Source organism: Sphingobacterium corticis, from assembly GCF_042684745.1.
Lineage (GTDB): Bacteria > Bacteroidota > Bacteroidia > Sphingobacteriales > Sphingobacteriaceae > Sphingobacterium > Sphingobacterium corticis.
Window position 1 is genome coordinate 510,502 of record NZ_JBHUMA010000006.1, and the last position, 24,665, is coordinate 535,166.

Sequence of the window (24,665 nt, forward strand, 5' to 3'; positions counted from 1 at the left end):
ACGGATGATGGAATAGGGAAATGCCAAAAAGGCCAGAATGGTCTAATCTGCGCTTTTCCCTACGTCGGTATCAACCGAATCAGGTTCAAAGGGACTGTCTCAATTCTGTATCCAGAATACCCCTAAAGCCGTAGCGAATATAGGGATTTTATTCGATTTGTCAACCACATCAAAATGCAGTGTTTCCGAATTCGGATTCTGTTTACTGTCGATATTATTCGACCGGATAGGAGTTAAGGAAAGGTTTTTTGTGTTCTTGCTCAGGCTGTATTGATAATAGAATCGATTATCGTTATATGAACGTGATAGTTGTAGGTTTTCGGGTATTACGATTTCGAGCATCAATTGGTTTTTCGTTGAATCGAATTCGTATTTGGCTCTCAATTCTTGGTTGATGAGTAGTTTCTGTTCCCCAAATTCCCAAATTTCGACGGACTTTTGATTGGGTGCAATTCGTTTTCTTAAGTCGGTACTCTGTTTTAGTTTCCAAGTTGATGAGATAATGTAAGCAATATCGTTTCGGGCAACTCGATGTTGAACAGATGGAATGACAAGCAGTACAATCAGGGCAATTAGATTAGTGGATATGTTCATACGTTATTTATGATAGCTCAGTCTTTTATTTCCTATTCCAATAGATAAAGGTTTTTATTCTTTACGATTTGGTTCCTATATCCTGAAAGAATTATATGGTTTTTATTATTAAATTTTCGATTTATAAATCTTCTGAAAAAGCTATCCACCAAAACAAAGCGCGGAATATATAATTAAGATATATCTCCGCGCTTCTTTTATTAAAGGTTTTTCGGGAAATCGTCTTTCCACCATTTTAATTTCCAATCGTCCATTTCGCTGTCCGTTAGCAAGCACGCGCGAAGATCCGACAAATTCTTTTCCTTGTCCATATCTTGTCCGATAAATACCAATTCGATTTTTCGGTCTTCCCATTCGGGATGCCAACGTTGCATAATTTCCGGTTTTGCTTCGCTATAACTTGGGTACATTATTCGCTCCTCTTCGGGCATGCTACTCCACCACGATCCTGCATTTTCTAAACGTAGACTTCCGCCTGCCTGACTGAAATTGATGGCAACATCCGGCCTGGAAGCCATCCAAAATAAACCTTTTGCGCGAATAATATTGTGCGGATATGTATCATGCAGATACGCATGCCAACGCTGCGGATGAAAACCGCGTTGCGACCTGAATACGAAAGACGAAATACCATATTCTTCGGTTTCCGGCACGTGCTCGTTTTCCAATTCCTGAATCCATCCGGCAGAGGAAGCTGCTTTCTCAAAATTGAAGGATTTTGTTCCAATGATTTCACCTGGATGGATTTGTCCAAAGCTTGTGCTAATTACCTTCGCGTCCGGATTTAACCTTTTGATCGCCGCTTTCAATAAATTGATGGTTTCATCTGCTACTAAGTCCGATTTGTTGAGCAAAATGACATTAGCGAACTCAATTTGATCGGTTAGTAAGTTGACGATAGTACGCTGATCATAATCATCATCCGTCAGATCACGATCTAACAAAGTTTCCGCCGATCCGAAATCTTTAAAGAAATTGTAGCAATCGACCACCGTTACCATGGTATCGATATAACTGAACGTAGATAAATCAATGTTCTGCTGCTCGTCTACGTAACTGAATGTTTGTGCAACGGGAATAGGTTCGGAAATTCCTGTGCTTTCGATTAACAAATAATCAAAGCGGTTTTCTTTAGCTAATCGTTCGACCTCCAATACCAAATCTTCACGTAACGTACAACAGATACAGCCGTTGCTCATTTCCACCAATTTTTCTTCAGTTCGCGATAGCACATTTTCCTTTTCTACCAGTTGAGCATCGATGTTGACTTCACTCATATCATTGACGATAACGGCGACTTTCAAACCTTCCTTGTTATGCAGAATGTGATTGAGCAATGTGGTTTTGCCGGCTCCCAAAAAACCGCTTAATACAGTAACCGGTAATTTCCTATTGTTTTCCATATAATCTCTTCTTTTAGCTTTTCGAATTATTCGCAAAGCGATATGACACACAAAAGTAATAAACAATTTATCAAAAGCAACAATGTTGCTTTTGATAAATTTTGTTAAGTTTGTTTTATATCTATTGAATATGAAAGCGATCTACTTTGCCACTACAGCATTATTTTTATGTCTGATTGCCATATCAGGCTATGCGCAGGACGAGAAATCCAAGCATCTGCAAGATCATAAACCGTTGATGAATGAGGTTTGGAAAACTTTTGATTTGATGATGTATAAAGTGACTAAAACCAATGGAAAAACGATTTACACGCCCTATTTTCCACCGAAATTACAACAGCTTCATGGAAAACGTGTTCAGCTAAAAGGATATATGATTCCCATAAAATCGGGGGTGAGACACAATAGTTTTTTGTTGTCGGTTTTGCCTTTGCATCAATGTATGTTTTGCGGTCAAGATGGTATTCCGGCGATGGTTCAGGTGACGTTATCCGGTGATGCTAAAGAACGTGCTAGGGAACATCCGATAACCATTATTGGTGTGATTTCGCTGAATGCAACGGATAAAAATAAGACCGAAATTCTTTTGGAAAAGGCATCGATGTTATCAGATCGGAATTAGTGACTTAATGTAAATCGATATTTTTAAAGTTATGAGGTACAAATTAGTGTATGATTGCCCGACATTCGATCAATACCGATTTCTGTGTGAAGCTTCTGGATTAATTTCCGAAAACAGAACAAGCAGTAAGCATTGCCTCGAAAAATTCGTTGTGTAGCATTTTAGCATTGGATGTAGAAATCGAAAGCAATAGTCGTTGTACCTTGGCATTTGTTAACCACATCGCCCGCCAAGATCTTACATCAGGATTTGATAATGTTAAGGGAAATGTCATCCGCGAAGACAACTAATTGAATTGTCTTTTCTTGTCTGGTCGTTACTCGCTCCGTACTAATTTTGATAAATACTCGATGAATAATTCCTGTTGATCGACAAAAGGATAATGCGAACAATTATCTATGAATAAGCATCTATCTTCACCAATAAGATTTTTGATGTCACTCTTTTGCTTACCGGAGAAAATATTGTCTTGCCAGCCGTAGATGCCAGCCAGCTTCACGCCAGCTGCTTTAATATTTCTTAGGTTGCTTTTCGTATCAATATTAACTTGGCTTTCATTTTTATAAAAAAGAAGGGGTGCATTATCATTTCGGATGTTGTCTTTAGCAAAGACTCCATGTTCATAATTCGACTTTATTTCTGTTGATGAAATGGTCGAATTTGGCATTTTGAAAAAGCCAAATTTCGCCGCAATATCGTAACATTGCTTACGATATTCTGCGCTAAGCGTATCTAAGGAACGCGTAGCAAGAATTTTGTCGCGCATATCTTTATCGTTGTGCCTATTGGATAGGATGGCGCAACTATCTAAAATATGGTCGTATGTTTCTTGTTGCGAAAATAATGCGCCGACCAAAATTAAGTTATCTACTTTATCGGGGAATGCTTCCGTGAAGAGGGTTGAAACTATTCCGCCAAAACTATGGCCGATGATATTCACTTTTTTCAAATCATAATGTTCTATGATGCTATGCAAATCATCAAAAGCTTCGCGGAAAGTAAGCGTTGCATTCTCATCGACCGATCGACCTTCTCCTCGACGATCGTAAACAATTACATGAAAGCCGCAGTTTGCTAATTTTTCGGCAGTGGTTCCTTCAAACAAAGTGGAGTTGCCACGGGGCCCGCCGTGTACATATAATAATGGTGGATCATCGACTTTGCCATAGGATTTACTATAAAGATTCTGAGCAAATAAAGTTGTGCTCGACATCATCAAGACGGTAATGATGAAATTGGAAATAATTCTTATAATCATGTGCTTTTGTAGCCAACTGAAGGATGTAATGTTTTCGAATTTAATTTATTAATTAGCCTGTCAAAGTATATCTCAAGATCTTTATATTAATCATTTTGTGAAATCTCTTTATAATGAAATACCATTGGAAAGGGCTCATAGTAATGATGTAACAGCTCTTTCCATTTTTGATATTGTGGTGATTGTCGGAAGCCAATTTCATGAGCTTCCAAAGATTCCCATTCTACCAAAAGTAAATATTGATGCTTGCTTTCCAAGCAACGATGTAAAGAATGCTTTATATATCCATCAATAGAAGAAATGTATTTCGAAGCTAATTTGAAATCCTTTTCAAATTCTTTTTCCTTTCCTGCTATTACCTGTAATGTTGCTTGTTCTAGAATCATTTTCCGTTTTTAGTTATTTATTAAGGTACTGCTCTATAAAACCTAGTAAAGTTTTTCTTTCGCTTTCGGTCGCGTCATCATCCATGCTGCTATGATTGACATCTACAAATTGGATAGCGATTTGATATTTTAAAGCTTCCTCTTTATTCGGTAAAACGCCATCGTCCGCTGGATAATCATTGGATCGGATTGTGAAAATTCGAGGTTCCGATGTTCTCGGCAATGGCATTCGACGATTATCTAAAGAAATGATTTTATGAGCCAACCTAGGGTATTTGTGAGCAAATAATACCGACATATCACCACCGTTGGAATGACCTATTAATGTTACGGAATTATAATCCAGATTAGGATGTTTTTCCTTTAAATAATGAAGTACAAAATGGATGTTTTCCATTCCACGTTTCCAATTGGGCATACGCGTTTCCATGAAGTTTCCTTCCATAGCTAACAACTCGTCATCCGGCAGTTCGTGCTGGATACTCACCACAAAGTAACCTTTACGCGCTAAAAAATTGGTTAGATAGCTGTATTTTAAGAGATCGCCACCTTCGTTTTGCCCATATCCATGACTTATTATGACAACTTTTTGAGGAACGTTTTCTTTGTTATCCCCATCTGAAATATACGCTACAGGAATTTTTCGTTGACGATTTTTATCAAAAAGTTCTTCCTGATTGATGGTGATGTTACTATTATCCAATGGTTGTCGAGTATCTTTTTGGCTAAAGGCATCATTAGAGATTGATAAAAAAGAAATGACGAGGATAATAAGAGTTTTCATGATCACGAAGATAGAATATTAATTAATCGACCATTGCTAAAATAGAAGCTGAATACTCGATTATTGATTTCGATGACAGAAGAAATAGATATAGGTTTAGTTTGAATATCCGTAGGAAACCATGTCGTTTTGGTGTGATGATTGGGCAGAAGAAATAATCCTTCTTGAGATCCAATGGTAGAAAATCGTTCCCAATCGCCTTTCCAAATATCCAATCCAAATGCATTGTAAAATTGATCGTAAACTGCTCGAATATTGTCTGTCGGTAGTCCAACTTCATTAACACATAAAAAATGTTTTGTCGAAAATGGAGTCGTTATATCATTCTCTAAATCGTGTCGAACGATGCATTCCGCAATATTTCCAGCAGGATCTAGAAAGTAGAATGATTGCGCGTTCCAATCTTCGAAGAACGCGAATTTTTCATCTTCGTTAGTGTCCATTATTTCGACACGATTGTACATCCACTCAAATGCTTCATTTAGCTTATTCCTCGGAATTAAAAAGCAATAATGATAAGCAGGAATTTGCAGGTCAGATCGTTGAAACTCTAAACAAGTCCACCCAACTTGAACCTGAAATGAGTTTTGGGTTTTATTTTTTACCTCAAATGCTAAGATAGATTCATAGAAATACAGCTGCTCAGCAAGGTAATTGGTTTGTAAAGTAAGGTGTTTAATTTTCATAACCGACTAAGAATGCTTCTTCTATAACTTCACTACCAATTTACTGTTTAAATCTGGGCTTGTCGCCACCAATTTATTATCTACCCAAACGCACAGCATGCTTTGATCTCCCGATTTTTCTTCGTTCCAATCTTTTTTCCAAATAATATCGATATCGCGATCGTGGTAACGAAGCTGACCTAAATAGAAATAATCCCATTCGTCAACAGGCAACAGCGGTTGCAAGGTGAACTCATTTTTTTGCGAAGCTTTAAAACCGATTAAATCGTCAATAATAATATCCGGGTAGGTCGAATGAAAATAATCTTGTTCGCCACCAAATGCTTTGCCATCGCTCGGAATGTACCATTCGCCGATATTTGGTTTTTCTGGATCATGCAATGAGGTGAGCTGACTGGTGTGTTTGTATAACAAGTTGCGATCTTCCGACGTTATGTCTTCCTTGTAGTTGCGTAAATAATTTGCGTAAGCCTTGTAAACGACGGAATTTTGAAATGGCCAACCGCGACCGTTCCATGCGTAAGCTTGTTCATTATAATAAGGATGTTGGCGTTCAGCAGTCGTCATTCCTTGCGTATTCATAAAGCCATCTTCGGATCCAAATAGCTTCCAGGCTTCCGCGTATTGCGTAGATTTATTCTTCGGAATCATGTTGAAATACCAAGGTGTATAACCCACCGATTCGCGAACCTGCGCTTCAAAACCTTTCGCTCCAAATGCATTATCTCCCGCAGTGTATGTGTTGAAAAACTGCATTTCCTCGTTCCACAACAAATCCAGTGATTTATCGCGGACGGCGCTGGCGCGCGCTTTGTACATGTCGGATTTCTCTTTCGAAAAACTATTTAGCGCATACAACGTGCTCAACGCTTTCAGATTTCCATACGCGTAACCGTTAACGGATGGACGTACTAAATATAGATCCGGATAGCCTTTTCGATAGGCTTTCGGATATTCGCTGGCGTATTTTGATTTTGCGGCAGCATCGGTCGTATTCCAACCCAAATAATAATTTCGCCAGTTTTCAGCGGTATATAAATCGTAAGCGCCTTTGCTTTCAATTAATCCCAACACAGCGGAAAGACTGAATTCCATGCCATCATACAAATCCAAAATTTTGTACAAGCCATTTGTCGCTGACTGCGGATTATGCACCGTAAATAAACTGTCCCAAACCGCCTGGTGCTTTTCCATGTGTGGCAAAATGTGTTTCGTCCATTCTTTGTCGGGATGGATTTGCAAATAGGCATGTACGCCATCAATCATCCAACTGGAAAAATGATGACTTTCCGGTCGACTCATGTAGGTTAGAAAGTTTCCGTTTTCGCGTTGATTCAATCGTGAAGCCGATCCGCTCATAAAATAATCTGCATAAGATTTTAGATATTTCGGATCGCGGAGCCAGCGTAAATCATAGAATTGGTGGCCGGCAGGGCAGGTGATGGCACCGCTAAATGAAGCCCACGGTTTATCGCCAAAAAATTCGGTAACTACCCAATAATCCTTGTTGTCGATGCTGTCACGGTATTGCTTCAAATGCTTGCTCATCATCCACCAGCGATAATTGTATACGCGATTAAAGTCGGTGTTTGAGCTCATGAAAAGCGGAACATTTTCTTTCAAAAAAGCTACGTTGTTTGTGGAGTTAAACGGTCCGTCAGATGTTGGACGATCTCGGTAGCTATTAAATTCTTCCACATCTTTAACCAAGTATTCTTGCGCCGATTCCTTGACTTTTTTCAACTCCTTTTCGTAACTAATCGATTTAGTTGTTCCGCACGCTGCTAATAATCCAATACTGATAATCGAAGTTGTACAGAGGGCAAAACTGCGCCAAGATGATTGAAAATGCATAGATAAGGTTTATGTCTTGTACGTTGAGATTTCTAATATAACAGTTCGTGGCGGTAATCGCAAAGTAACATCCGCGATGTAATACGTCGATTTGTATTTTTATTATATTTATGAATCAATAGTTATCTGACAAACGATGAAGAAAATACTATGGAGTTTATTGTTGTTGGCCGTTTGTAGCGACGCGATGTCACAAACAACTAAAATAAATAAAGACTACATCGGCCGATATGGTAGTAGCAATGGTGTTTGCATCTTCGAAGATGGTAAATTCTTTCTTTATGGATATGCCACGATGGTTTTTGGTAATTATAAGTTAGATGGAAGTAAGATTGAGTTTCGCCCGGATCGAAGAGATCTTTTCGAGTTATATGGCAATAGAAATCCGCAATTAGAAGACGGAAAAACACGTTGGCATTTCGTAGGGTTTGAACGTGGAAATACATTCGTTAAGTTCGATGAGGATTCTGTGCAGCGCGTGTTCAATGTTGGTGCGAATTGTTTTTCTTCTCCTTTTATTCATAATCACGACAAAACTGTGAAAGCAATCACGTTGATTGAAGAAAAAGAGGGTTTCGACGGCAATTCCTATCTTAATTGGCAATTCACTAATGCGGATCGCAACGATTTTATCGTCGTATACAATGAGGTTAAATACGAGAATGAGGATTTCTTTGGTATGATAGAAGACGGTGTCTTACGTCTTTCTAATTTTGGTGGTGAATCTGGCTATAAAAAGCATCAGGACGATCACGAATGGGATGATATTATCTCTATGAAAAGGGAATATGAGAATTATCAAGGAAATGATCAAGCTGTTTATGCCAACAGGGAATTTGCCAATTTTCAAATGGATTCATCAAGATATACATTGGATTTATCTACCAATCAATACATGGTTGCCGACACAACGATCAATGCTGAGTATCACAAAGATAGCCCTTATCAGGATGATCGCATTTTAAGAAAGTTCGATAAAATGGAACGAAAAAGTGCGAGTAACAAGGTTTTGGAATCAAATGGCATCGCTCATTCGACCATTTTCTATACTACGTGTGAAGAGGTAGAGAATTCTTATCGCTACAAAAGTGAGTATGAATCGGAGGAGTACAATCTAGAAGATCATGGGCACTTACCAATCCTAGAGCCAATTCCTGTCCCATTGGTTGATGAGGAAGAGGATAAATTTTGGGAGTTAGTTCCGTTTAGGTTGGAACGGGAAAATGGCCTTTATCTAGTTCAACTTCGTGACGAAAACACTGAAACGGCAATAATTATCGCTGATACGGCTTCTTTATTGTTGGATGATATTAGGTCTGTTGAATATGAAATAGAAGATCATGGGCTTCCAGTGGTTCGACTAAAGTTAGGAGAGCAAAGTGCGGAAAAATTTGCCGAACTCACGAAAGAATACAGCGGAAAATACCTTGCGATTATCGTAGATAACATGGCGATATCAATTCCACAAATTAATCAACCCATTGCGGATGGAAACATTCAAATCGGAGGAAATTTGTCGGTTGAAGAAGCGCAAAATATAGTTAAAGCGTTAACTCCAAAAAAGTAACATTGTAATCTATACTGGTTTAATTCCTTTGATTTTTAGCAGAACACCCTGAAGCTAAATTGAATTTGGCATTCAGGGTGTTTTATTTTGAATAATGCTGTTTATTCAACTGGCTCTAACCAAAATCTTACCAAGCGACTTCGCCGGTGGCTGGATTTGTTTCCTCACTGAAAAACTTTCCGGTTGGACAGTGTTCTTCCAGCAAAGCATATTTTATTATTCTTCTTGCTGCGTCGCTTACCGATCCACCTTGATTGCCTGTGAAATCGGTTTGTGTGTAGCCCGGACAAACAGCGTTCACCTTAATAGCCGTATCTTTCAGTTCGTAAGCCAGTTGCACGGTAAGCATATTGAGCGCCGCTTTGGAGATCGCGTAAACCGCATATTTCGCGTAATCATAAGCCGGCCAGTTCGGATCACTTTGTAAAGTTAATGAACCGACGCTGGTACTCACGTTGACGATACGAGCTGATGAAGATTGTTTTAGCAGGTCAACAAATGCTTTAGTTACCAACGCTGTTCCTAAAACATTCGTCTGAAAGGCATCTGTGAATTCCTGTTGATCTGCGGCAAGCACCGTATATGGCGCGCTTCCTCCATTAATCCCGGCGTTATTGATCAAAACATCTAATTGCTCAATCTCCAAACCAATAGCTTCGCGCGCTAAGTTTACGGATTCGGCGTTCGTGATATCAAGTTGAATAGCTTTAACTTGATCAAAACCTTCTTGGTTCAATAGTTTTGCAGCAGCTTGCCCACGAGATAAATCTCGGCTGCCTACATAGACGAAAAACCCACATGCCAATAATTGCTTCGCTGTTTCGAATCCTATGCCTTTATTTGCACCTGTAATTAATGCTGTTTTCATTGCTCTAATTCTTTGTTTACCACAAAGGTCAATCAAAAAAATAGCGTAAAATTTACCAAATGGTAAATTAAAATTAGCGCACGTTCTTTCGAATTCTACTCAATGATTGTAAGGTAACACCTAAATAAGAAGCGATGTGAGATAGGGGAACTCGATTTGCCAAATTGGGATAATTCTCCAGAAAAGCTTCATATCTCGCAGTAGCATCTTGCGATATCACTGGGCCTTTTCTGGATTTTTGGTACATACACTGATGTACCATTTTATTTTTTATCTCGTTCCATTCAACGACTTGTTCGGAAAGCTGTTCCCAAGATTTTTTGGAAAACACGAGCAATGTACAATTGGTACAAGCCTCAATATACTCGGTAGATGTTGTAGCAGCTTCAAAATTAATGTAATCGGCACTTAGGCTGCCCTCGGGGATAAAACAACGCGTTATAGCGTCGCCTTTTTTGGTATAATAAACACCACGTAAAACACCTTCCAAAACATAAGCAACAGTGTTCGGAACTTTTGCTGCCTCCGAAAAATAATCACCTTTGTGGAGATATACCTTCTCCAATTTATGGGAAATTGCCGCCAATTTTTCATCCGACAATTCAACATATTCTGCTACAAAGTCATTCCATGTTTTCACGGTGCAAGATAAAAAAAGGAATTTAGAATCAGCTGTGTTGGCAATTAGCTAAATGCATTATTAGCCCTTAACAACGTGTTTTATTCATTTATTAGTCGAACAGCGTACTGTCCGCTGAATACTGAGATAAACATTTAGGCTAAAATTCAATATTTAAAATAAAAACTACTAAAAACATAGATTATATATTTTTAATAATGTATATTTGCTTAATATCATTTTGACAGTGATGTATTATTAACGTAACATATATTAATCAAACGCCAGATGAAAACAATTGTACCCCAATTTTCATTCCCGAACGGGTTTCTCAGTACAACAATTATTTCCGCATGCAACTCCTGTATGCGAATGTGTAGCTAACTAAAGCTATCGACAACGGTCACTATCGCCGTTTGTTTTACACGGATTTAAATCCGGATTTCTTCCAATTACTTCGGCAATCAATCGGTACATCTATCTGAACATCTCAAGTAGATATCAGTCTGCATTTGCCAAAATTTTATCCTTATGAAAAAAAATTACACATTTAGGTATGCCATCGGTTTACTTATATTTATTGGATCGCCGTATCCTATATTACTAAAAGCACAAGAAACACCGCGTGCGATTGTCAATGCCAATTTCCGTGGTATAGTGGTGGATGCTAAGAACGGTACGCCAATTGAAGGCGCCACCGTTACTTTGTATGGCGTAACGCATTCGGTTACCACCAATCGCCAAGGAAGTTTCAGCTTCGTTACCGGCCAGAGCTTACCCGCACGAGTCGTGGTTTCTTCGATTGGTTACGACGAACAAACGGCAACGATCACCAATCCAGGAGATACTATTCGCTTAGTTCAAAGTGATAAATCGGTAGATGAGGTGGTCGTTGTGGGTTATGGCACGCAGAAAAGGCGCGAATTTACAGGTTCAGCTGCAAATGTCTCTGCCGAAGATATAAAAGATATTCCCGTGCAGAGCTTCGACCAAGCATTGGTAGGCAAGGCGGCGGGTGTCAGTATTTCTTTGCCGAATGGTTTGTTAAACAATCCTCCCGTTATTCGCGTTCGCGGAGTTAATTCCATTTCCTTAAGCTCTTATCCGTTAGTTGTAGTCGATGGTATTCCGGTGAACACAGGAAGTATTGGTTCTAATAATGTGCCTAACAATCCTTTAGCCGACATTAATCCGGCCGATATCGAATCGATTGATGTGCTAAAAGATGCAGCGTCTACATCCATTTACGGCTCTCGTGCTGCGGGCGGTGTGTTATTGGTAACGACCAAGAAAGGTAAAGCCGGTCGAGTAAAAGTAAACTATGATGCTTGGGGATCAGTCGTTCGCGCTGCACGGTTACCTAAGTTATTGAATGCTGAACAATACATGGAAATCAAAAATGAATCGGTGCGCAATAGCAAATTACTTTCTGGTAATCAAAATAACGCAGCGGTCGCTGATGCCTTGTTTTTCCCTCAATATGACGAAGCTGGAAATTTGGTGCAAACGAATTGGTACGATCATGTTTACAATACCGGGTACAGCCACAGCCACAGCCTTTCGGTAAGTGGTGCGAGTGAAAAAACACAGTATTACATGTCGGCTAACTTTTCGGATCAAGAAGGCTTTTTCGCCGGAAACGCATTTGATCGACAAGGCATACGTTTCAATTTGGAACACAAGGTTAATGATTGGTTCAGCGTGGGAGGAAACGTGAACTACAACAAAACGTTTAATCAAGCTCAAAATTCCGGGTCTCTGCCGGGAAGCCAATTATTTTTGGTAGGTGGAGCACGATTGGCGACGGCTCTTCCACCCAATGTTTCGCCATTTAATCCAGATGGAAGCTATCATTTAAGTAGTACAGGCTTACTTGGTCCCGGCGCAAATAGATTTACAAATACATTGTATAACCCCGAAGCATTATTCGATTACAGCAGTTTCACGACTGGTAACGATCACATTTTAGGTAATATTCATGCGCAGTTACAATTGGCTCGTGGATTGAAATTTACCAGCACTTACGCGGTAGATCGAAACCTAACGACTAGCAAAACATTTCAAAGTCCGAACATTGGATCAGCGGGTTATACCAATGGTGGGTCGGTTACCAATTTAAGTGCGTTGCGTAACAATTGGAACTTCATAAATACGTTGAATTTCGATCGTACATTTGATGGAAAGCATGATGTAGGTTTGTTGCTCGGTTACGATATTCAACAATACAATAACGACATTTGGAGTGCTTCACAAAACAATTCGGCCGATCCTTTTTTCGAAAATTATCAAGGAAGTTGGACAACCATTTCGGGAGCTGGTGGAACGTTGAATGAGCAATTTTTTCGTTCTACATTTTTCCGCGGATCATACAATTACGATCGACGGTATTTCTTGACAGCGAACTTCCGCCGCGATGGAAACTCCGCATTGGGAGGCAATAACAAATACGGCGATTTCGGTGGAGTTTCCGCAGGATGGTCGATTTTCGAAGAAAGCTTTTACAGCGAAAGCTTATCCAATTTGTTCGGTGATTTGCGCGTTCGTGCAAGCTGGGGAAAAGTCGGTAATGGCAATCTTTCCGCGTTTCAATCACTCAACTTATATAGCTCTGCATTATATGGAGGCGTTTCCACCTGGAATTTGTCGCAAGCAGGTAATCCAAATTTAGGTTGGGAAACCTCCGAGCAAACCAACGTCGGGCTATCTTTTGCTTTATTGCGAAGAAAACTAAACGTGGATATCGACTACTTCCGAAACAATGTAAACGGATTAATTCTAAACGCTCCGCAATCACCGTCGAAAGGAATTCCTGGAAACAGCATTACACAAAACATCGGAAGCATGTATAATCGCGGATTGGAAATCGCACTACACGGCGATATTGTCCGTACAGAAAATTTCTCTTGGAATGCCGGACTAAACTTCACGCACGTAAAAAATAAGGTTACCGCACTTGCGGAAGGAAATTCGGACATCATTGGATATACGCATACCACCACCGAAGCGAATAATGTTACGCGAGTAGGCCACTCTGTAGGTAGTCTTTACGGCGCATTGACGGATGGCGTAAATCCAGAAAATGGCCGACGGATTTTCTTCAACCGAAATGGAGAGCGCGTGCAATACAGTGCTGCAGTAGCTCCAGGAGAAAGCAATTGGACCTACTTAGATGGAACAACGGCGGCACCGATAACGGTAGCTGATTACCAAGTTTTGGGAAATGCTTTACCAACCTATTACGGCGGTTTTAACAATAACTTCCGCTACAAGGATTTTGATGCGACGGTCAACTTCACATTTGCCGGTGGCAATAAAATAATGAATGGCACGCGAGGAACTTTGCTGGATCAGCGTTTTTACAACAATTCCACGGAAGTTTTAGAAAGATGGACAACGTCAGGACAACAAACGGACATTCCGCGCGTGGTGTATAACGATGTAATATCTAATGGCTCTGCTGGCTTTTCGATTTCGGACAATGCGGAGAAAGCAGACTTTTTACGTCTTCAACAAGTAGTTCTGGGATATACTTTCCGTCCAGCGTCTTTAGCGCGTTTAGGATTGTCAAGTGTGAGATTTTACGCACAAGCTTCTAATTTGTTCTTAGTAACAGGTTATACGGGGGCGGATCCTGAATCATCGTCCAATGGAAATTCAAACACATCGATCGGAATTGAGAAGAATTCCATCGGACAAGGACGCACATGGAGCGCAGGCTTAAATGTTTCATTTTAATGATTAGAAAACATGCAAAACTTTATTCATAATCCAGTAAAAAAATATCTTATTTGGGCACTTGTACCTATTACCATTTTCCAAAGCTGCAAAAGTGAGTCGGGATTATATCCTATTCCCGAAACCAGTATTTCTGATCAGAATGTTTTCGATACGCCTGCGCGGATAGAAGGATTGGTGAATGGGATATATCGAAACTTGAAGGCCGCTAGTTTGTACGGTGGACGATATTTGCTCTATCAAGATGTTCGCGGCGAAGAATTTATTAATGTAACAGCGAATAGCTATACCGCATACGAAAGCTGGAACAATTCGTACAGTTCGGGTTCGAATGATATCAACAATCTTTGGACGGGCGCCTACGCCACGATCAATAGCGCCAATATAGTAATTCAGGGTTTGGAGAATACGGAGGTGATTTCTCGGGAAGCGGCGTCAGCGTATATCGGCGAAGCTAAATTTCTTCGCGCACTCGCTTACTTTAGTCTTATCACGGTTTTCGGGCAACCTTACAATTCGGATCAAGGTGCGTCTGCGGGTGTGCCATTGCGATTGCAAGCCGAAACAGGAACGCAGAACAACGATTTAGCAAGAAGTAGCGTTGCGGAGATTTACACGCAAATCTTGAAAGATTTGGATGAAGCGGAACAAGCGCTGCCGGATAAACATGCTTCCGCATCGTTAAACACAACAAGAGCGCACAAAAATACCGCAATTGCATTGAAAACGCGCGTTTATCTAACGACTAAAAACTTTGCAAAAGTTTCCGAGGAAGCCGCTAAGATCGTTCCGCAAACCGCAGCGCCATTTTCCGCTCAACGTGGGGTCGCGCATCAATTGCAAAGCGATCTCCAAACGGTATTCGGAGGAAATTATACAACGACAGAATCCATTTTAAGTTTGCCGATGACGCCCACAGATGCGGTTTCTGGTCAATCTGCTTTAGGATACGTTTATCTGGTAAATAGAGAATATTATCTTAATCCAAATGGGATCATTTCGGACGCGCAGTGGCGATCGAATGATACACGCCGTGCACTGATACAAACAACCAGCGGTCGGCAATATTTAAGAAAATATGCAAAAGCATCGCCTTATATCGATTATATTCCTGTTATTCGATACGCGGAAGTATTGCTTAATTATGCCGAATCAGCGGCGGAAAGCGGACAATTAGCGCTTGGCTATTCTTTATTATCGGCGGTGCATGGTCGGTCGGATGCTAGCTTTACGTTTCCTGCGGCAACAGCAAGCGATAGAAGCACGTTGCTAAATGCTATTGCTACGGAGCGAAGAATAGAGCTGCTAGGGGAGGGTTTCCGTGGTCACGATTTGCTTCGTAAATTACAGCCATTACCAGCGAAAGGCGATGCCAATATCCAAACGCCGAAAGTGGAAACATCTGCACAGAATTATATATTTCCAGCACCAAATACGGAATTGGCAACAAATAAATTGTTTTAGATAAAAATCGACTCCTATGAAAACTAAAGTATATCTTACCACAATAGGTATGTTATCCAGCTTTGTCGGATTGCAAGCGCAAGATTCTCCCGTAAAATTGGCAGGTACAGTGAATCATTCCGATAGTAAATATGTGTATTTGCATCGTTTTGAAAATAAGACATTTACCGTAATAGATTCCGCGAAAGTGAGCAAAAAAGCGTTTGCATTTAATACAGTATTGCCCTTGCCCGAGTTGTATGGCCTATCCTTGAGCAGAGAAGAAGCACCATCTTATGTTTTTCTAGATAAGGGAGATATTAAGGTTCAACTGGATGGCGCATCGTCAAAAGAATTCGAAGTGAGCGGATCGGCTAGCCAAACGCTTTTTGAAACGTACAAAAAAGAAAAACATACTGATGTAGCAGATTTCATCGCGAAGCATCCCGACGAGATTGTTTCGAGCTATGTGTTGTATCGCGATTGGTCTTATCGACTTTCGCCAGATCAATTGGAACGGAATATTGCTTTACTAACTTCTAAACAACAGCAATCCCGCTACACGCAAGAATTGAAAAAGATTATTGAGGTAACTAGACAAGTTGCTGTCGGTAAAAAAGCACCTCCAATAACCGCTGCAAATCCGGAAGGGGATGATGTTGCGCTTTACGATCACCTTGGAAAATACACACTGATTGATTTTTGGGCTTCCTGGTGTCCGCCATGTCGCCGGGAAAACCCAAATATCGTAGCAAACTACCAAAAATATAAGGATCAAGGATTTCAGATTTATGCCATTTCTCTAGATAAGAAGAAAGATGCTTGGCTGAAAGGTATTGCTGATGATCATTTGACGTGGTTGCACGTTTCGGAGTTGAAATATTGGAATAGCGATATTGCTGCAGCGTATGCAGTGCGGGCGATTCCTGCAAATTTTTTAGTGGATGAAAATGGCATTATCGTAGCTAAAAATGTGAAAGGAGAACGATTGGGAATTGTTTTGGATAGTTTGTTTAATGGACAGAATGATCAACAAGGATCAAAAGTAGGATTAGGTTGGAAAGGCAACACATTTAAAGGACAGGATCCGATCGCATTTGAATCTACAGAAAGTCAACCTACGGCCAAGCAAATAAAAAATACATTTAGTGCGGACAATCGCGTGTTTTTCAGTAACGAATCGGCAGGGTCGCGATTGAATGAATTAGCTAAAGCCGATGACGGAACCTATGAAATCTTAATTTCTCCAGAGAAAACGCCGATCAATCAAAGTCCGTGGTATGGTTTTCAAGTTTGGGCGGAGCGAGATACCACGATCAGCGTGAAAATTAAGTACGCTACAGGTTTCTATCATCGATACGATCCGAAGATTAGTAAGGATGAAGGGACATGGGAAAAGTTGCCCACGCCGACTTACATTCTGGAAGGCGACCGAAAAGTAGCCATCGCGTTTAATGTTTCCGTTGGACCCAATAAGACGTGGATCGCGGCGCAGGAGAATATTCCATCTGCAAAAGCTTATGCTTGGTTAGAAAACGTAAATCCAAAACTTCAATTAGATAAAACGGAGGTAGGTAAAACGGCGCTTGATGCGCCGCTTTACGTTTATGGCGCAGGAAACTCGAATAGCAAAAAACGGATTATTGTAATGGGACGGCAGCATCCGCCTGAGATTACAGGGCATTATGCGTACGCAGGCTTCGTGGATTATTTGTTGGGAGACACACCGGATGCGAAAGCATTTCGTGACGAATATTACCTTTATTTTATTCCCGTCGGAAATCCTGATGGCGTAGATGAAGGACATTGGCGCACGAATGCGAACGGTGTTGATCTCAACCGCGATTGGGACGCGTTTCATCAACCAGAAACGCGCGCATTTCGGGATTATTTCGAACGAGAAATCAAATCAAAAGATCGTGAATTGTATTTCGCTATCGATTTCCATTCCACGGCGAAGGATATTTATTACACCGTTGACCCATCGCTTAGCAGCAGGTTTCCAGGTTTTGTTCCCGATTGGATTAATGGGTTAAAGGAAGCTATTCCTAGCTATCATCCACACGTAAAGCCGCTTTATTTTGAAGGACCAACTTTCACAGCTTATAGTTATTTTTATAAAAATTACGATGCTGAAGCTTTGGTTTATGAGATCGGTGATGATACGGAACCAGGGTTTATCGATCAAAAGTCGAAATTGTCCGCAAAACATTTAATCCAAAAATTAACGCAAGCAGATAAGTCTTAATACCAACGAAAAACTATGAATATAAAAAGCAAGTTACTGAGCATAGCAGCGCTCGCCATTGTTCAAACTTTATCTGCTCAGAGCGATAAAATTACGGTCACGGACCTGACCAAAATCAAGCAGATTACCGATTTGCAGGTTAATGCGGACATCTCTGAGGCCGCTTATTCGGTCAAGAGCGTAACGCAAGACACTGCAGCTCGCGGCGGTTATACGTATAAAACGCAATGGTTCACGAGAGCTTTAAAATCCAAAAAGTTGTCGGAAAATGCGCTGAACAACGCACTAGATGAACGAATCGAAAAAATTATCTACACGCCCGATGGCAAACGCTGGGCTTTGGTAAAGAAGAAGGAAAAGGTTGTGCAATTGCACCCATATTCGTCGAATGAACTAGATACCTCTGCATTTTTTAGAGGAGTTACTTATCCTATACAGCAAGTTCGATTTAGCGCCGATAGCAAAAGGGCTTTGTTTTCTGTTCGACTTACTTTGGACGAATTAATAGAAAGCAAAGATTTCAACCCGAAAAACGAGTTGCCGAAATGGTCTTACGAGCGTCCCGGTGACGCGAACAACGCATCTTTGCGGAATGCGAAAGCCAATCCAAATGCAGATGGCGATTCCGAAAGTGTGGCGGCCTATCTTTTGGAAAACGAAAAGAAAGAGTTAGCAAAACGTACAAATAAATTGCAATTTCAGACTGAAAACTCTACGACGGGAACGCTTTATTTCGTGCATTGGTATGCAGTTGATTTGAAAGAAGGATCGCTCGTAAAACCTTTGACGTCAGGATTTCGATCTTATCCACGAGCGGAATTTTTATCGGATAAACAAATTATTGCAAGCACTGATCGCGACACGATCGCGCATCCCGACAGAATAAATACCTCGGATATCGTCATTTTCGATACCCAGAACGGAACACACAAAACGGTGCTCGGCGATGGGCAATATCGTTATCAATTGGAAGCGGTCGCATCTTCCGGCAAATACATTGCTGTTAATAGAAATATTCCCAACGTGCTCACGCAGTCTCAATTACTCGTTTACGAAACTAAAAATTGGAAAGGTAAACCAATTGATTACGATCGTACGGCAGGGCAGGTGCTGTTTGGCGAAGGCGATTCCGATTTATATTTTATTTCGCCGAGCAACGGTGGTAAAGTCGTTAATCGCGTAGAACTATCTACAGGAAAAATTTTCGCGTTGACTTCTGTCGATGAAGGCATAAACGAATTTTGGATCGGTAAGAATAAAGCGATTTACGCTAAAACGACATTTGCTAATCCGGCAGAACTGTTTTTAGCTGACGCAAACTTTTCTAATGAAGAAGTTTTGACTGCACTTAATTCGGAATGGCTAAAAGAGAAAGCCATCGTAAAGCCTGAAAAATTTACTTTTAAAAACGAATTGGGATTAGACGTGGAGTATTGGTTGTTGAAACCTACGAAGGGAACAGCCGACGAAAAAGCGCCACTTTTAGTGGAGATCCACGGTGGGCCTGCATCCATGTTCGGTCCCGGCGATGCGAGCATGTGGCATGAATATCAATATTTCGCGGCGAGAGGTTATGGCGTGATATATGGTAATCCGCGGGGTTCCAGCGGATATGGCGAAGATTTTTTAAAATCGAATTATCGAGATTGGGGAAAAGGTCCTTCTACTGACGTGTTGAGTGCGTTGGATCACGTGGTTGCTCAAAATTGGGTGGATACAACTCGATTGTATCTTACTGGCGGATCGTATGGCGCATTTTTGACAACATGGATTATCTCGCATGATCATCGTTTCCGCGCTGCATCCAGCCAGCGCGGCGTGTATGATCTATATACATTTTTTGGTAGTGGAAATGTTTGGCCGATGTTGAAGCGTTATTTTGGAGGATTTCCTTGGGAGGATGGCATTTTGCAAGTATTGCAAGAGCAATCGCCCATTAATTATGCCACAGCAATCAAAACGCCTTTGCTCATTTTTACGGGTGAAAACGATAATAGAACTGGTCCGGTGCAAGGTGACTATTTATACAAGCAATTGAAATATTTAGGTCGAGACGTAGAATACATCCGTCATCCGGGCGCAGATCATGAAATCACGCGTTCTGGAAATGTAACGCAACGAATCGATCAAATGCTTCGAACCTATGAATTTTTCGAGCGATTCAAGAATTAGTAAAAGCAGCCGATTTTAAAAGACATATCCTGATCGTAAAACCGTCAGGATATGTTTTTTTAAAGGCAGGATAGATTACTAGGATTTAAACGTCTTTAGGATATCGTCCAAACTACGATTATACGCTTCTCCGAAAGCGTCCATGTGTTGCTTTTCGAATTGCTCATAGAATCGTCGCTGTGTTTTCTCATTTTGGTTTAGCTTAGTTAGCGCATTTAACCCTTTAAAAAGCGCCTCCTCGTTGGTCGGATCCGCTAACATCATGAGCTTTGCTAGTGAATAAATATTCTCCCAATGATGTTGCTTTTCGTTTGCTTCTATAGCATTCTGTAACCTGCTAATTAGCGTTTGCTCCAGTTTGGCTTTGGCATCATCAAACATCGGATCATCCATCCCCAATAAAAACGATCCACGCCGAAGGATCAGGGCCAAACGATCAATTTCTAGCTTATGTTGCGCCGATAAATGCTTTATCAAATTCTGATGATCACAATAGCAATTCTCTGCCATAATCAACTTGTACTGACCATTTTCATAAACAATTTCTATGTCATCGAGGTCACTCAGCGACTTTCTCAAATTGTTGATAGCTACATTTCTTGATGTTTTTACTTTGTCTTTTTCTTTATCTGGCCAAATCAAATGGCTCAATAAGTTAGAACTAATTCCCGCACCATCGCTATGCAGTAGAATTAAACAGAAAACCTGACGTAATCGCGTACTGAACAAATGGGAAATATCTGTACCACGACGATCCAAAACGGTAAAGTCCCCAAAAAGAAAAATGGCATTACGGTCTGGTCGTTTATGCGTAATTTCTACGATTTCATTCCGGGAAGTTTGATTGATATTCGTTTCGACTTCCAGTTTTGGACTGCCCGTTTTTCGGCGAACTAAAACCGCTCCCGCAATTGCTCCACTTACCAGAAGTCCGGCCAGTACAATCCACTTAATCTTTTGGCTTTTCTCGGGAAATGCTCCAAGCTGTGCTTGATGGATTGCTGGAAATTCCAACTCATAGATGGAAAGTTTTGATCGAACATCATCATCTGATTCCTGTACCAGCGCCACCATTTTTTGTAAATATTCATCGTAGTACAACCTCGCGCGCGTGCTTATTTTGTCGGAATAGATAGGAATGGAATCGCCCAAGTTTTCCGAATAGCCATCGCGTAATGAAAAACGCTTCAGTTGGATTAGTGAATGCGATACATGCTCGGGATAAGTTAATGCATACAACCAGTCGTCATTTGGAATAGCTAACCCTTTGGCAGGCACAAAATGTTTCTCCGGCGCATTCAATTGCCATATTTTTTTTGCTGTACCGTCAGCAGGATCAATTTCATAGAGATCGTAAAAATAGGTTCTTCCGACGATGTGTTCGCCGGATTCGTTCCCCATTCCGCCAAAAAGATAGATTTTTTTGTTTTTAGCAGAATAGCCCATTGAAGTGAAATAGCGCGGTAAAATTTTATCGCCAGTTAATTCCTTTGGCGCTGTCCAGGACGATCCGTCGATTGGAAGCTGCATCATCTTGTTATTATATAACATGTTTCCAAACCCACCGAACACGAACAATGATTTTTTATTCGCTATATACTGGACGCCGTGGTGGTTTATCTCCATCTCCTTATAACTGTCATTTTCCACGCGCCAAGTGAGATCCGATAAATCTAAACTTGCTATGGTTGGGCCGTCATAGGGATGTTCGTAAAATGTTTCGTACACATAAAGCCGATTAGAAGCCGTGTCAACGAAGCTATTGCCCAGTTTTATTAAGACAGGACATGGCGCCGTGAATTTGAAACTTCGGTGAGTATTATCTCGCAGATAGTGTGCATATAGCGAATCGCTGTTGAAGTAATAGGCAATTTGATGCTTGGCATCGTAATCGGATCCCGCTTTTTTGCTGGAATACTGTACACGATGCCGTTGCCAATGATAGGCATTATTAAGAAGCCATGTACCTTTTGTTAAATAACCCAAACTTTCGCCGTGTTCATCATGCAGTTGATTTCCGTCACTTTCGAGCATCGGGAAGCGATAAGTTTTCTTTTGATCTTTGACAACTAAAGAGCGTATAGAAAATGTTGGTACATCAATTAAGTAATCGCTTTTGCCGAAGATCAAGATTGGATCGTAATGGGTTCTTTTCTTCGCGCGAACCGCCTTTTTATTCAATTTTCCAAGTGTTAGTGATAACACGCCTTGATGCAAATCATACTCAATTCGCGTAGATAGCCAACGATTCGCTTTTAGCTTCTCCATGGGAACAGATAAGCGAATCAAACAACTTTTACCTTCTTCATTAAGTCGAAATACGCCCTCGTCATCCTCTTTATCGAAATACAGATTGTACGTAGGATCGCTTCCGCGATCTTTGATTCGGATGATGTATCCAGCTGTTCTATTATCTATCAAATCAAGGTCGAAATCAATGGTCAGTTTTCCATTGAAAGCATGTTTAGAATCCTGAAATAATTGTAAAGAAGATCGCTGCTCTATCGGAGAATTGCTACCGGTAAATGCTATCCCTTGTGCCCACGTGTTGAACGAATTCATCGAAATAATGACACAGATTGGAATGGCTAATTGTTTAAGGCGGCTAATTATATTCATCATCAAGTTTATCATTCGGCACATAACAAGCCTATTTATCGGTAGTGTTAATATAACAAATGTAAAAAAAGTTCCACAATCGTTTTAGTACATAAATAGGGATAGGATGCTGTTTTTAATGGCGACAGTACGTGCCCACAGAATTGTTACGCATCGATCGATAGGGGTTAAGAGATTTATATACGTATTAAACGCCCTTTTTTAACCCATTCATTAACCCCTCCGTTTGTATATTTGGTTTGTTATGATCGAGCAACTTTAACCATGTTGCTCAGCTAATAATTATTAAACCAAATATAGAACATCATGCCGTTAAACCGTATTGTTCCTACCGCGCTTAGTGCTGCTTTAGTTTGCGCGACCATGGCCAGCACCACGGTGTTTTCCTGTTCGGAAAACGCTGTTCAGAAAATTGATGTTGTCGACCCTGATATCGGCCAACCTTTACAAGTTGCGAAGCAAAATTTAGAACGCGCAATCAGCTTAGTGGATGTGACGATGGGGAAGCAATTTGATCCGCAGACGTTTGAAATGCGCCGCTTCTACAATCCATTTACGAAAAGTAAGTCAGAAGAGCGTGCTTCCGTCTGGATGTACACTGCCGGAATCGAAGCCGTGAATGCGATTATAGCAGGATTGAAAAAAGCAAAGGATGCAGGCGATCCGCAATTGCATGATTTACATTTCCAACGTTATGTGAAATTGCTCGATGATCTTTATGCGAATGCAGATTATTATCTCGGCACGTTTGAGTTGGTTTCTTTTACGCAAACGAAAGAATGGTCGGTTTACGCCGTAGATCGTGTTAACACCAAAGGACAAGCGAATGTTACGGGCGTATTGAATGTGTATGATGATCAAATGTGGTTGATTCGGGAGTTGTTGGAATCCTACAAGTTGACAGGAAATGATGCGTATCGCCAAAAAGCGGAATACTTAACAGATTATGTATTGGATGGATGGGATACGACGTTGGATGAGCAAGGACAGGAAAATGGCGGTATTCCATGGGGACCAGGTTATACCACAAAACATGCGTGTAGCAATGGACCATTAATCACGCCATTAGTCTGGTTGCACGAACTTTATCGTGATAAATCCGAACAGATAGCAAAACACTACATTGATGCGAGCGATAAAAAAACGCGGTTGACAAAGATGGTTGATAAGGGAGCGTATTACCTCGATTATGCTAAGAAAGTTTACGCTTGGCAAAAAGATCATCTCTTGAATAGCGAGGGTGTCTACAGCGATATGATGGGCGGATGTGTGCCCAACTGTGACTTGCAATATGAAAACATTGCGGGTGTCCGCTATCGAGCAAACACACCACTTCGTGATGCAGTGGGCGAAGCATTTACCTACAATAGCGGAACAATGCTCTCTGGTGGTGCCGACTTATATCGTGCTACGCAGGAGGAAAGCTATGCTTCCGATGTAAAGAATCTATCCCAAAAAAGTTTTGCGAAGTTCGCTTCCTTAGGGCAGGATGTTCCGCAACATTTTACGTTCGGAACGGATGGATTTAAAAACTGGTTCAACGGCATACTATTGCGTGGATATCAAGAATCTACAGCGCTTAATGAGCAGAATAACGCGTATCTAAATGCATTTCAGAAAAACTTGGATTATGGATTTGAGCGTTTCAACGAGGATGGGTATTTACCGACAAATTTGCTAAAAGGCTGGCAAGATGAGCGAAATGGCCAGGGTGTGGAAGGCATGTTTATGTTCACTTATGCCGCGCAATACGCGCTTCTCGGTCAGCATCAATTGGACATTAATTTTTAGTAGGGGATAAACCAAT

17 protein-coding genes and 1 riboswitch are annotated in these 24,665 nt (G+C 40.8%); of the genes, 7 read left to right on the forward strand and 10 right to left on the reverse strand.

The window, feature by feature from the left end; genetic code table 11:
• Positions 1 to 39 precede the first annotated feature (39 nt).
• Positions 40 to 134, reverse strand: a riboswitch (TPP riboswitch).
• Together ACFSQ3_RS08300 and ACFSQ3_RS08305 are read right to left on the reverse strand one after the other, a co-directional pair.
• Complete coding sequence (locus ACFSQ3_RS08300; protein ID WP_380869073.1) at positions 100 to 594, reverse strand: hypothetical protein; 495 nt, start codon at positions 592 to 594, stop codon at positions 100 to 102. Its footprint overlaps the riboswitch before it by 35 nt.
• Before the next feature lie 200 nt (positions 595 to 794).
• Positions 795 to 1,997, reverse strand: a complete 1,203-nt coding sequence (locus ACFSQ3_RS08305) for a GTP-binding protein (RefSeq protein ID WP_380869074.1) — start codon at positions 1,995 to 1,997, stop codon at positions 795 to 797.
• Positions 1,998 to 2,127: 130 nt separating this feature from the next.
• Here ACFSQ3_RS08305 and ACFSQ3_RS08310 point away from each other — a divergent pair, with 130 nt between their 5' ends.
• Positions 2,128 to 2,619 (forward strand): hypothetical protein, encoded by a 492-nt coding sequence (locus ACFSQ3_RS08310; protein WP_380869075.1) that lies wholly within the window; start codon positions 2,128 to 2,130, stop codon positions 2,617 to 2,619.
• Between the two features lie 316 nt (positions 2,620 to 2,935).
• On the opposite strand, the gene ACFSQ3_RS08315 is transcribed toward ACFSQ3_RS08310, so the two are convergent.
• From ACFSQ3_RS08315 to ACFSQ3_RS08335, 5 genes are all read right to left on the reverse strand, one after another.
• Positions 2,936 to 3,877, reverse strand: coding sequence for an alpha/beta hydrolase (locus ACFSQ3_RS08315; RefSeq protein WP_380869076.1), 942 nt, complete (start codon positions 3,875 to 3,877; stop codon positions 2,936 to 2,938).
• An 86-nt stretch (positions 3,878 to 3,963) separates the two neighbouring features.
• On the reverse strand, positions 3,964 to 4,263 hold the full coding sequence (locus tag ACFSQ3_RS08320; RefSeq protein ID WP_380869077.1) for an antibiotic biosynthesis monooxygenase family protein: 300 nt from the start codon (positions 4,261 to 4,263) through the stop codon (positions 3,964 to 3,966).
• A gap of 13 nt (positions 4,264 to 4,276) precedes the next feature.
• Positions 4,277 to 5,047 carry a serine aminopeptidase domain-containing protein gene (locus tag ACFSQ3_RS08325; protein WP_380869078.1) on the reverse strand — a complete coding sequence of 257 codons (771 nt, stop codon included), beginning with the start codon at positions 5,045 to 5,047 and terminating at the stop codon, positions 4,277 to 4,279.
• A gap of 2 nt (positions 5,048 to 5,049) precedes the next feature.
• Positions 5,050 to 5,733, reverse strand: a complete 684-nt coding sequence (locus ACFSQ3_RS08330) for a VOC family protein (RefSeq protein WP_380869079.1) — start codon at positions 5,731 to 5,733, stop codon at positions 5,050 to 5,052.
• 21 nt (positions 5,734 to 5,754) lie between these two features.
• The gene (locus ACFSQ3_RS08335; RefSeq protein ID WP_380869080.1) at positions 5,755 to 7,587 is read right to left on the reverse strand and encodes an MGH1-like glycoside hydrolase domain-containing protein; all 1,833 of its coding nucleotides are present in this window, start codon (positions 7,585 to 7,587) and stop codon (positions 5,755 to 5,757) included.
• Between the two features lie 136 nt (positions 7,588 to 7,723).
• Here ACFSQ3_RS08335 and ACFSQ3_RS08340 point away from each other — a divergent pair, with 136 nt between their 5' ends.
• The gene (locus tag ACFSQ3_RS08340) at positions 7,724 to 9,154 is read left to right on the forward strand and encodes a SecDF P1 head subdomain-containing protein (protein ID WP_380869081.1); all 1,431 of its coding nucleotides are present in this window, start codon (positions 7,724 to 7,726) and stop codon (positions 9,152 to 9,154) included.
• A gap of 127 nt (positions 9,155 to 9,281) precedes the next feature.
• Here ACFSQ3_RS08340 and ACFSQ3_RS08345 read toward each other — a convergent pair whose 3' ends face one another.
• A complete protein-coding gene (locus ACFSQ3_RS08345) occupies positions 9,282 to 10,022 on the reverse strand; it encodes an SDR family NAD(P)-dependent oxidoreductase (protein WP_380869082.1) in 741 nt (246 codons plus the stop codon).
• Between the two features lie 73 nt (positions 10,023 to 10,095).
• Positions 10,096 to 10,662, reverse strand: coding sequence for a Crp/Fnr family transcriptional regulator (locus tag ACFSQ3_RS08350; protein WP_380869083.1), 567 nt, complete (start codon positions 10,660 to 10,662; stop codon positions 10,096 to 10,098).
• A gap of 510 nt (positions 10,663 to 11,172) precedes the next feature.
• Here ACFSQ3_RS08350 and ACFSQ3_RS08355 point away from each other — a divergent pair.
• From ACFSQ3_RS08355 to ACFSQ3_RS08370, 4 genes are read left to right on the forward strand one after another with little or no spacing between them, the layout of a single operon-like run.
• A complete protein-coding gene (locus ACFSQ3_RS08355) occupies positions 11,173 to 14,376 on the forward strand; it encodes a SusC/RagA family TonB-linked outer membrane protein (RefSeq protein ID WP_380869084.1) in 3,204 nt (1,067 codons plus the stop codon).
• 12 nt (positions 14,377 to 14,388) lie between these two features.
• Positions 14,389 to 15,840 (forward strand): RagB/SusD family nutrient uptake outer membrane protein, encoded by a 1,452-nt coding sequence (locus ACFSQ3_RS08360; RefSeq protein ID WP_380869085.1) that lies wholly within the window; start codon positions 14,389 to 14,391, stop codon positions 15,838 to 15,840.
• A gap of 16 nt (positions 15,841 to 15,856) precedes the next feature.
• A complete protein-coding gene (locus ACFSQ3_RS08365) occupies positions 15,857 to 18,067 on the forward strand; it encodes a redoxin domain-containing protein (protein WP_380869086.1) in 2,211 nt (736 codons plus the stop codon).
• A gap of 15 nt (positions 18,068 to 18,082) precedes the next feature.
• Positions 18,083 to 20,239: an alpha/beta hydrolase family protein gene (locus ACFSQ3_RS08370; protein WP_380869087.1), complete on the forward strand. Its 2,157-nt coding sequence runs from the start codon at positions 18,083 to 18,085 to the stop codon at positions 20,237 to 20,239.
• A gap of 78 nt (positions 20,240 to 20,317) precedes the next feature.
• On the opposite strand, the gene ACFSQ3_RS08375 is transcribed toward ACFSQ3_RS08370, so the two are convergent.
• The gene (locus ACFSQ3_RS08375) at positions 20,318 to 22,861 is read right to left on the reverse strand and encodes an AfsR/SARP family transcriptional regulator (protein WP_380869088.1); all 2,544 of its coding nucleotides are present in this window, start codon (positions 22,859 to 22,861) and stop codon (positions 20,318 to 20,320) included.
• A 303-nt stretch (positions 22,862 to 23,164) separates the two neighbouring features.
• Here ACFSQ3_RS08375 and ACFSQ3_RS08380 point away from each other — a divergent pair, with 303 nt between their 5' ends.
• Entirely contained in the window at positions 23,165 to 24,649 is a 1,485-nt protein-coding gene (locus ACFSQ3_RS08380) for a glycoside hydrolase family 76 protein (protein WP_380869089.1), read from the forward strand.
• Positions 24,650 to 24,665 lie beyond the last annotated feature (16 nt).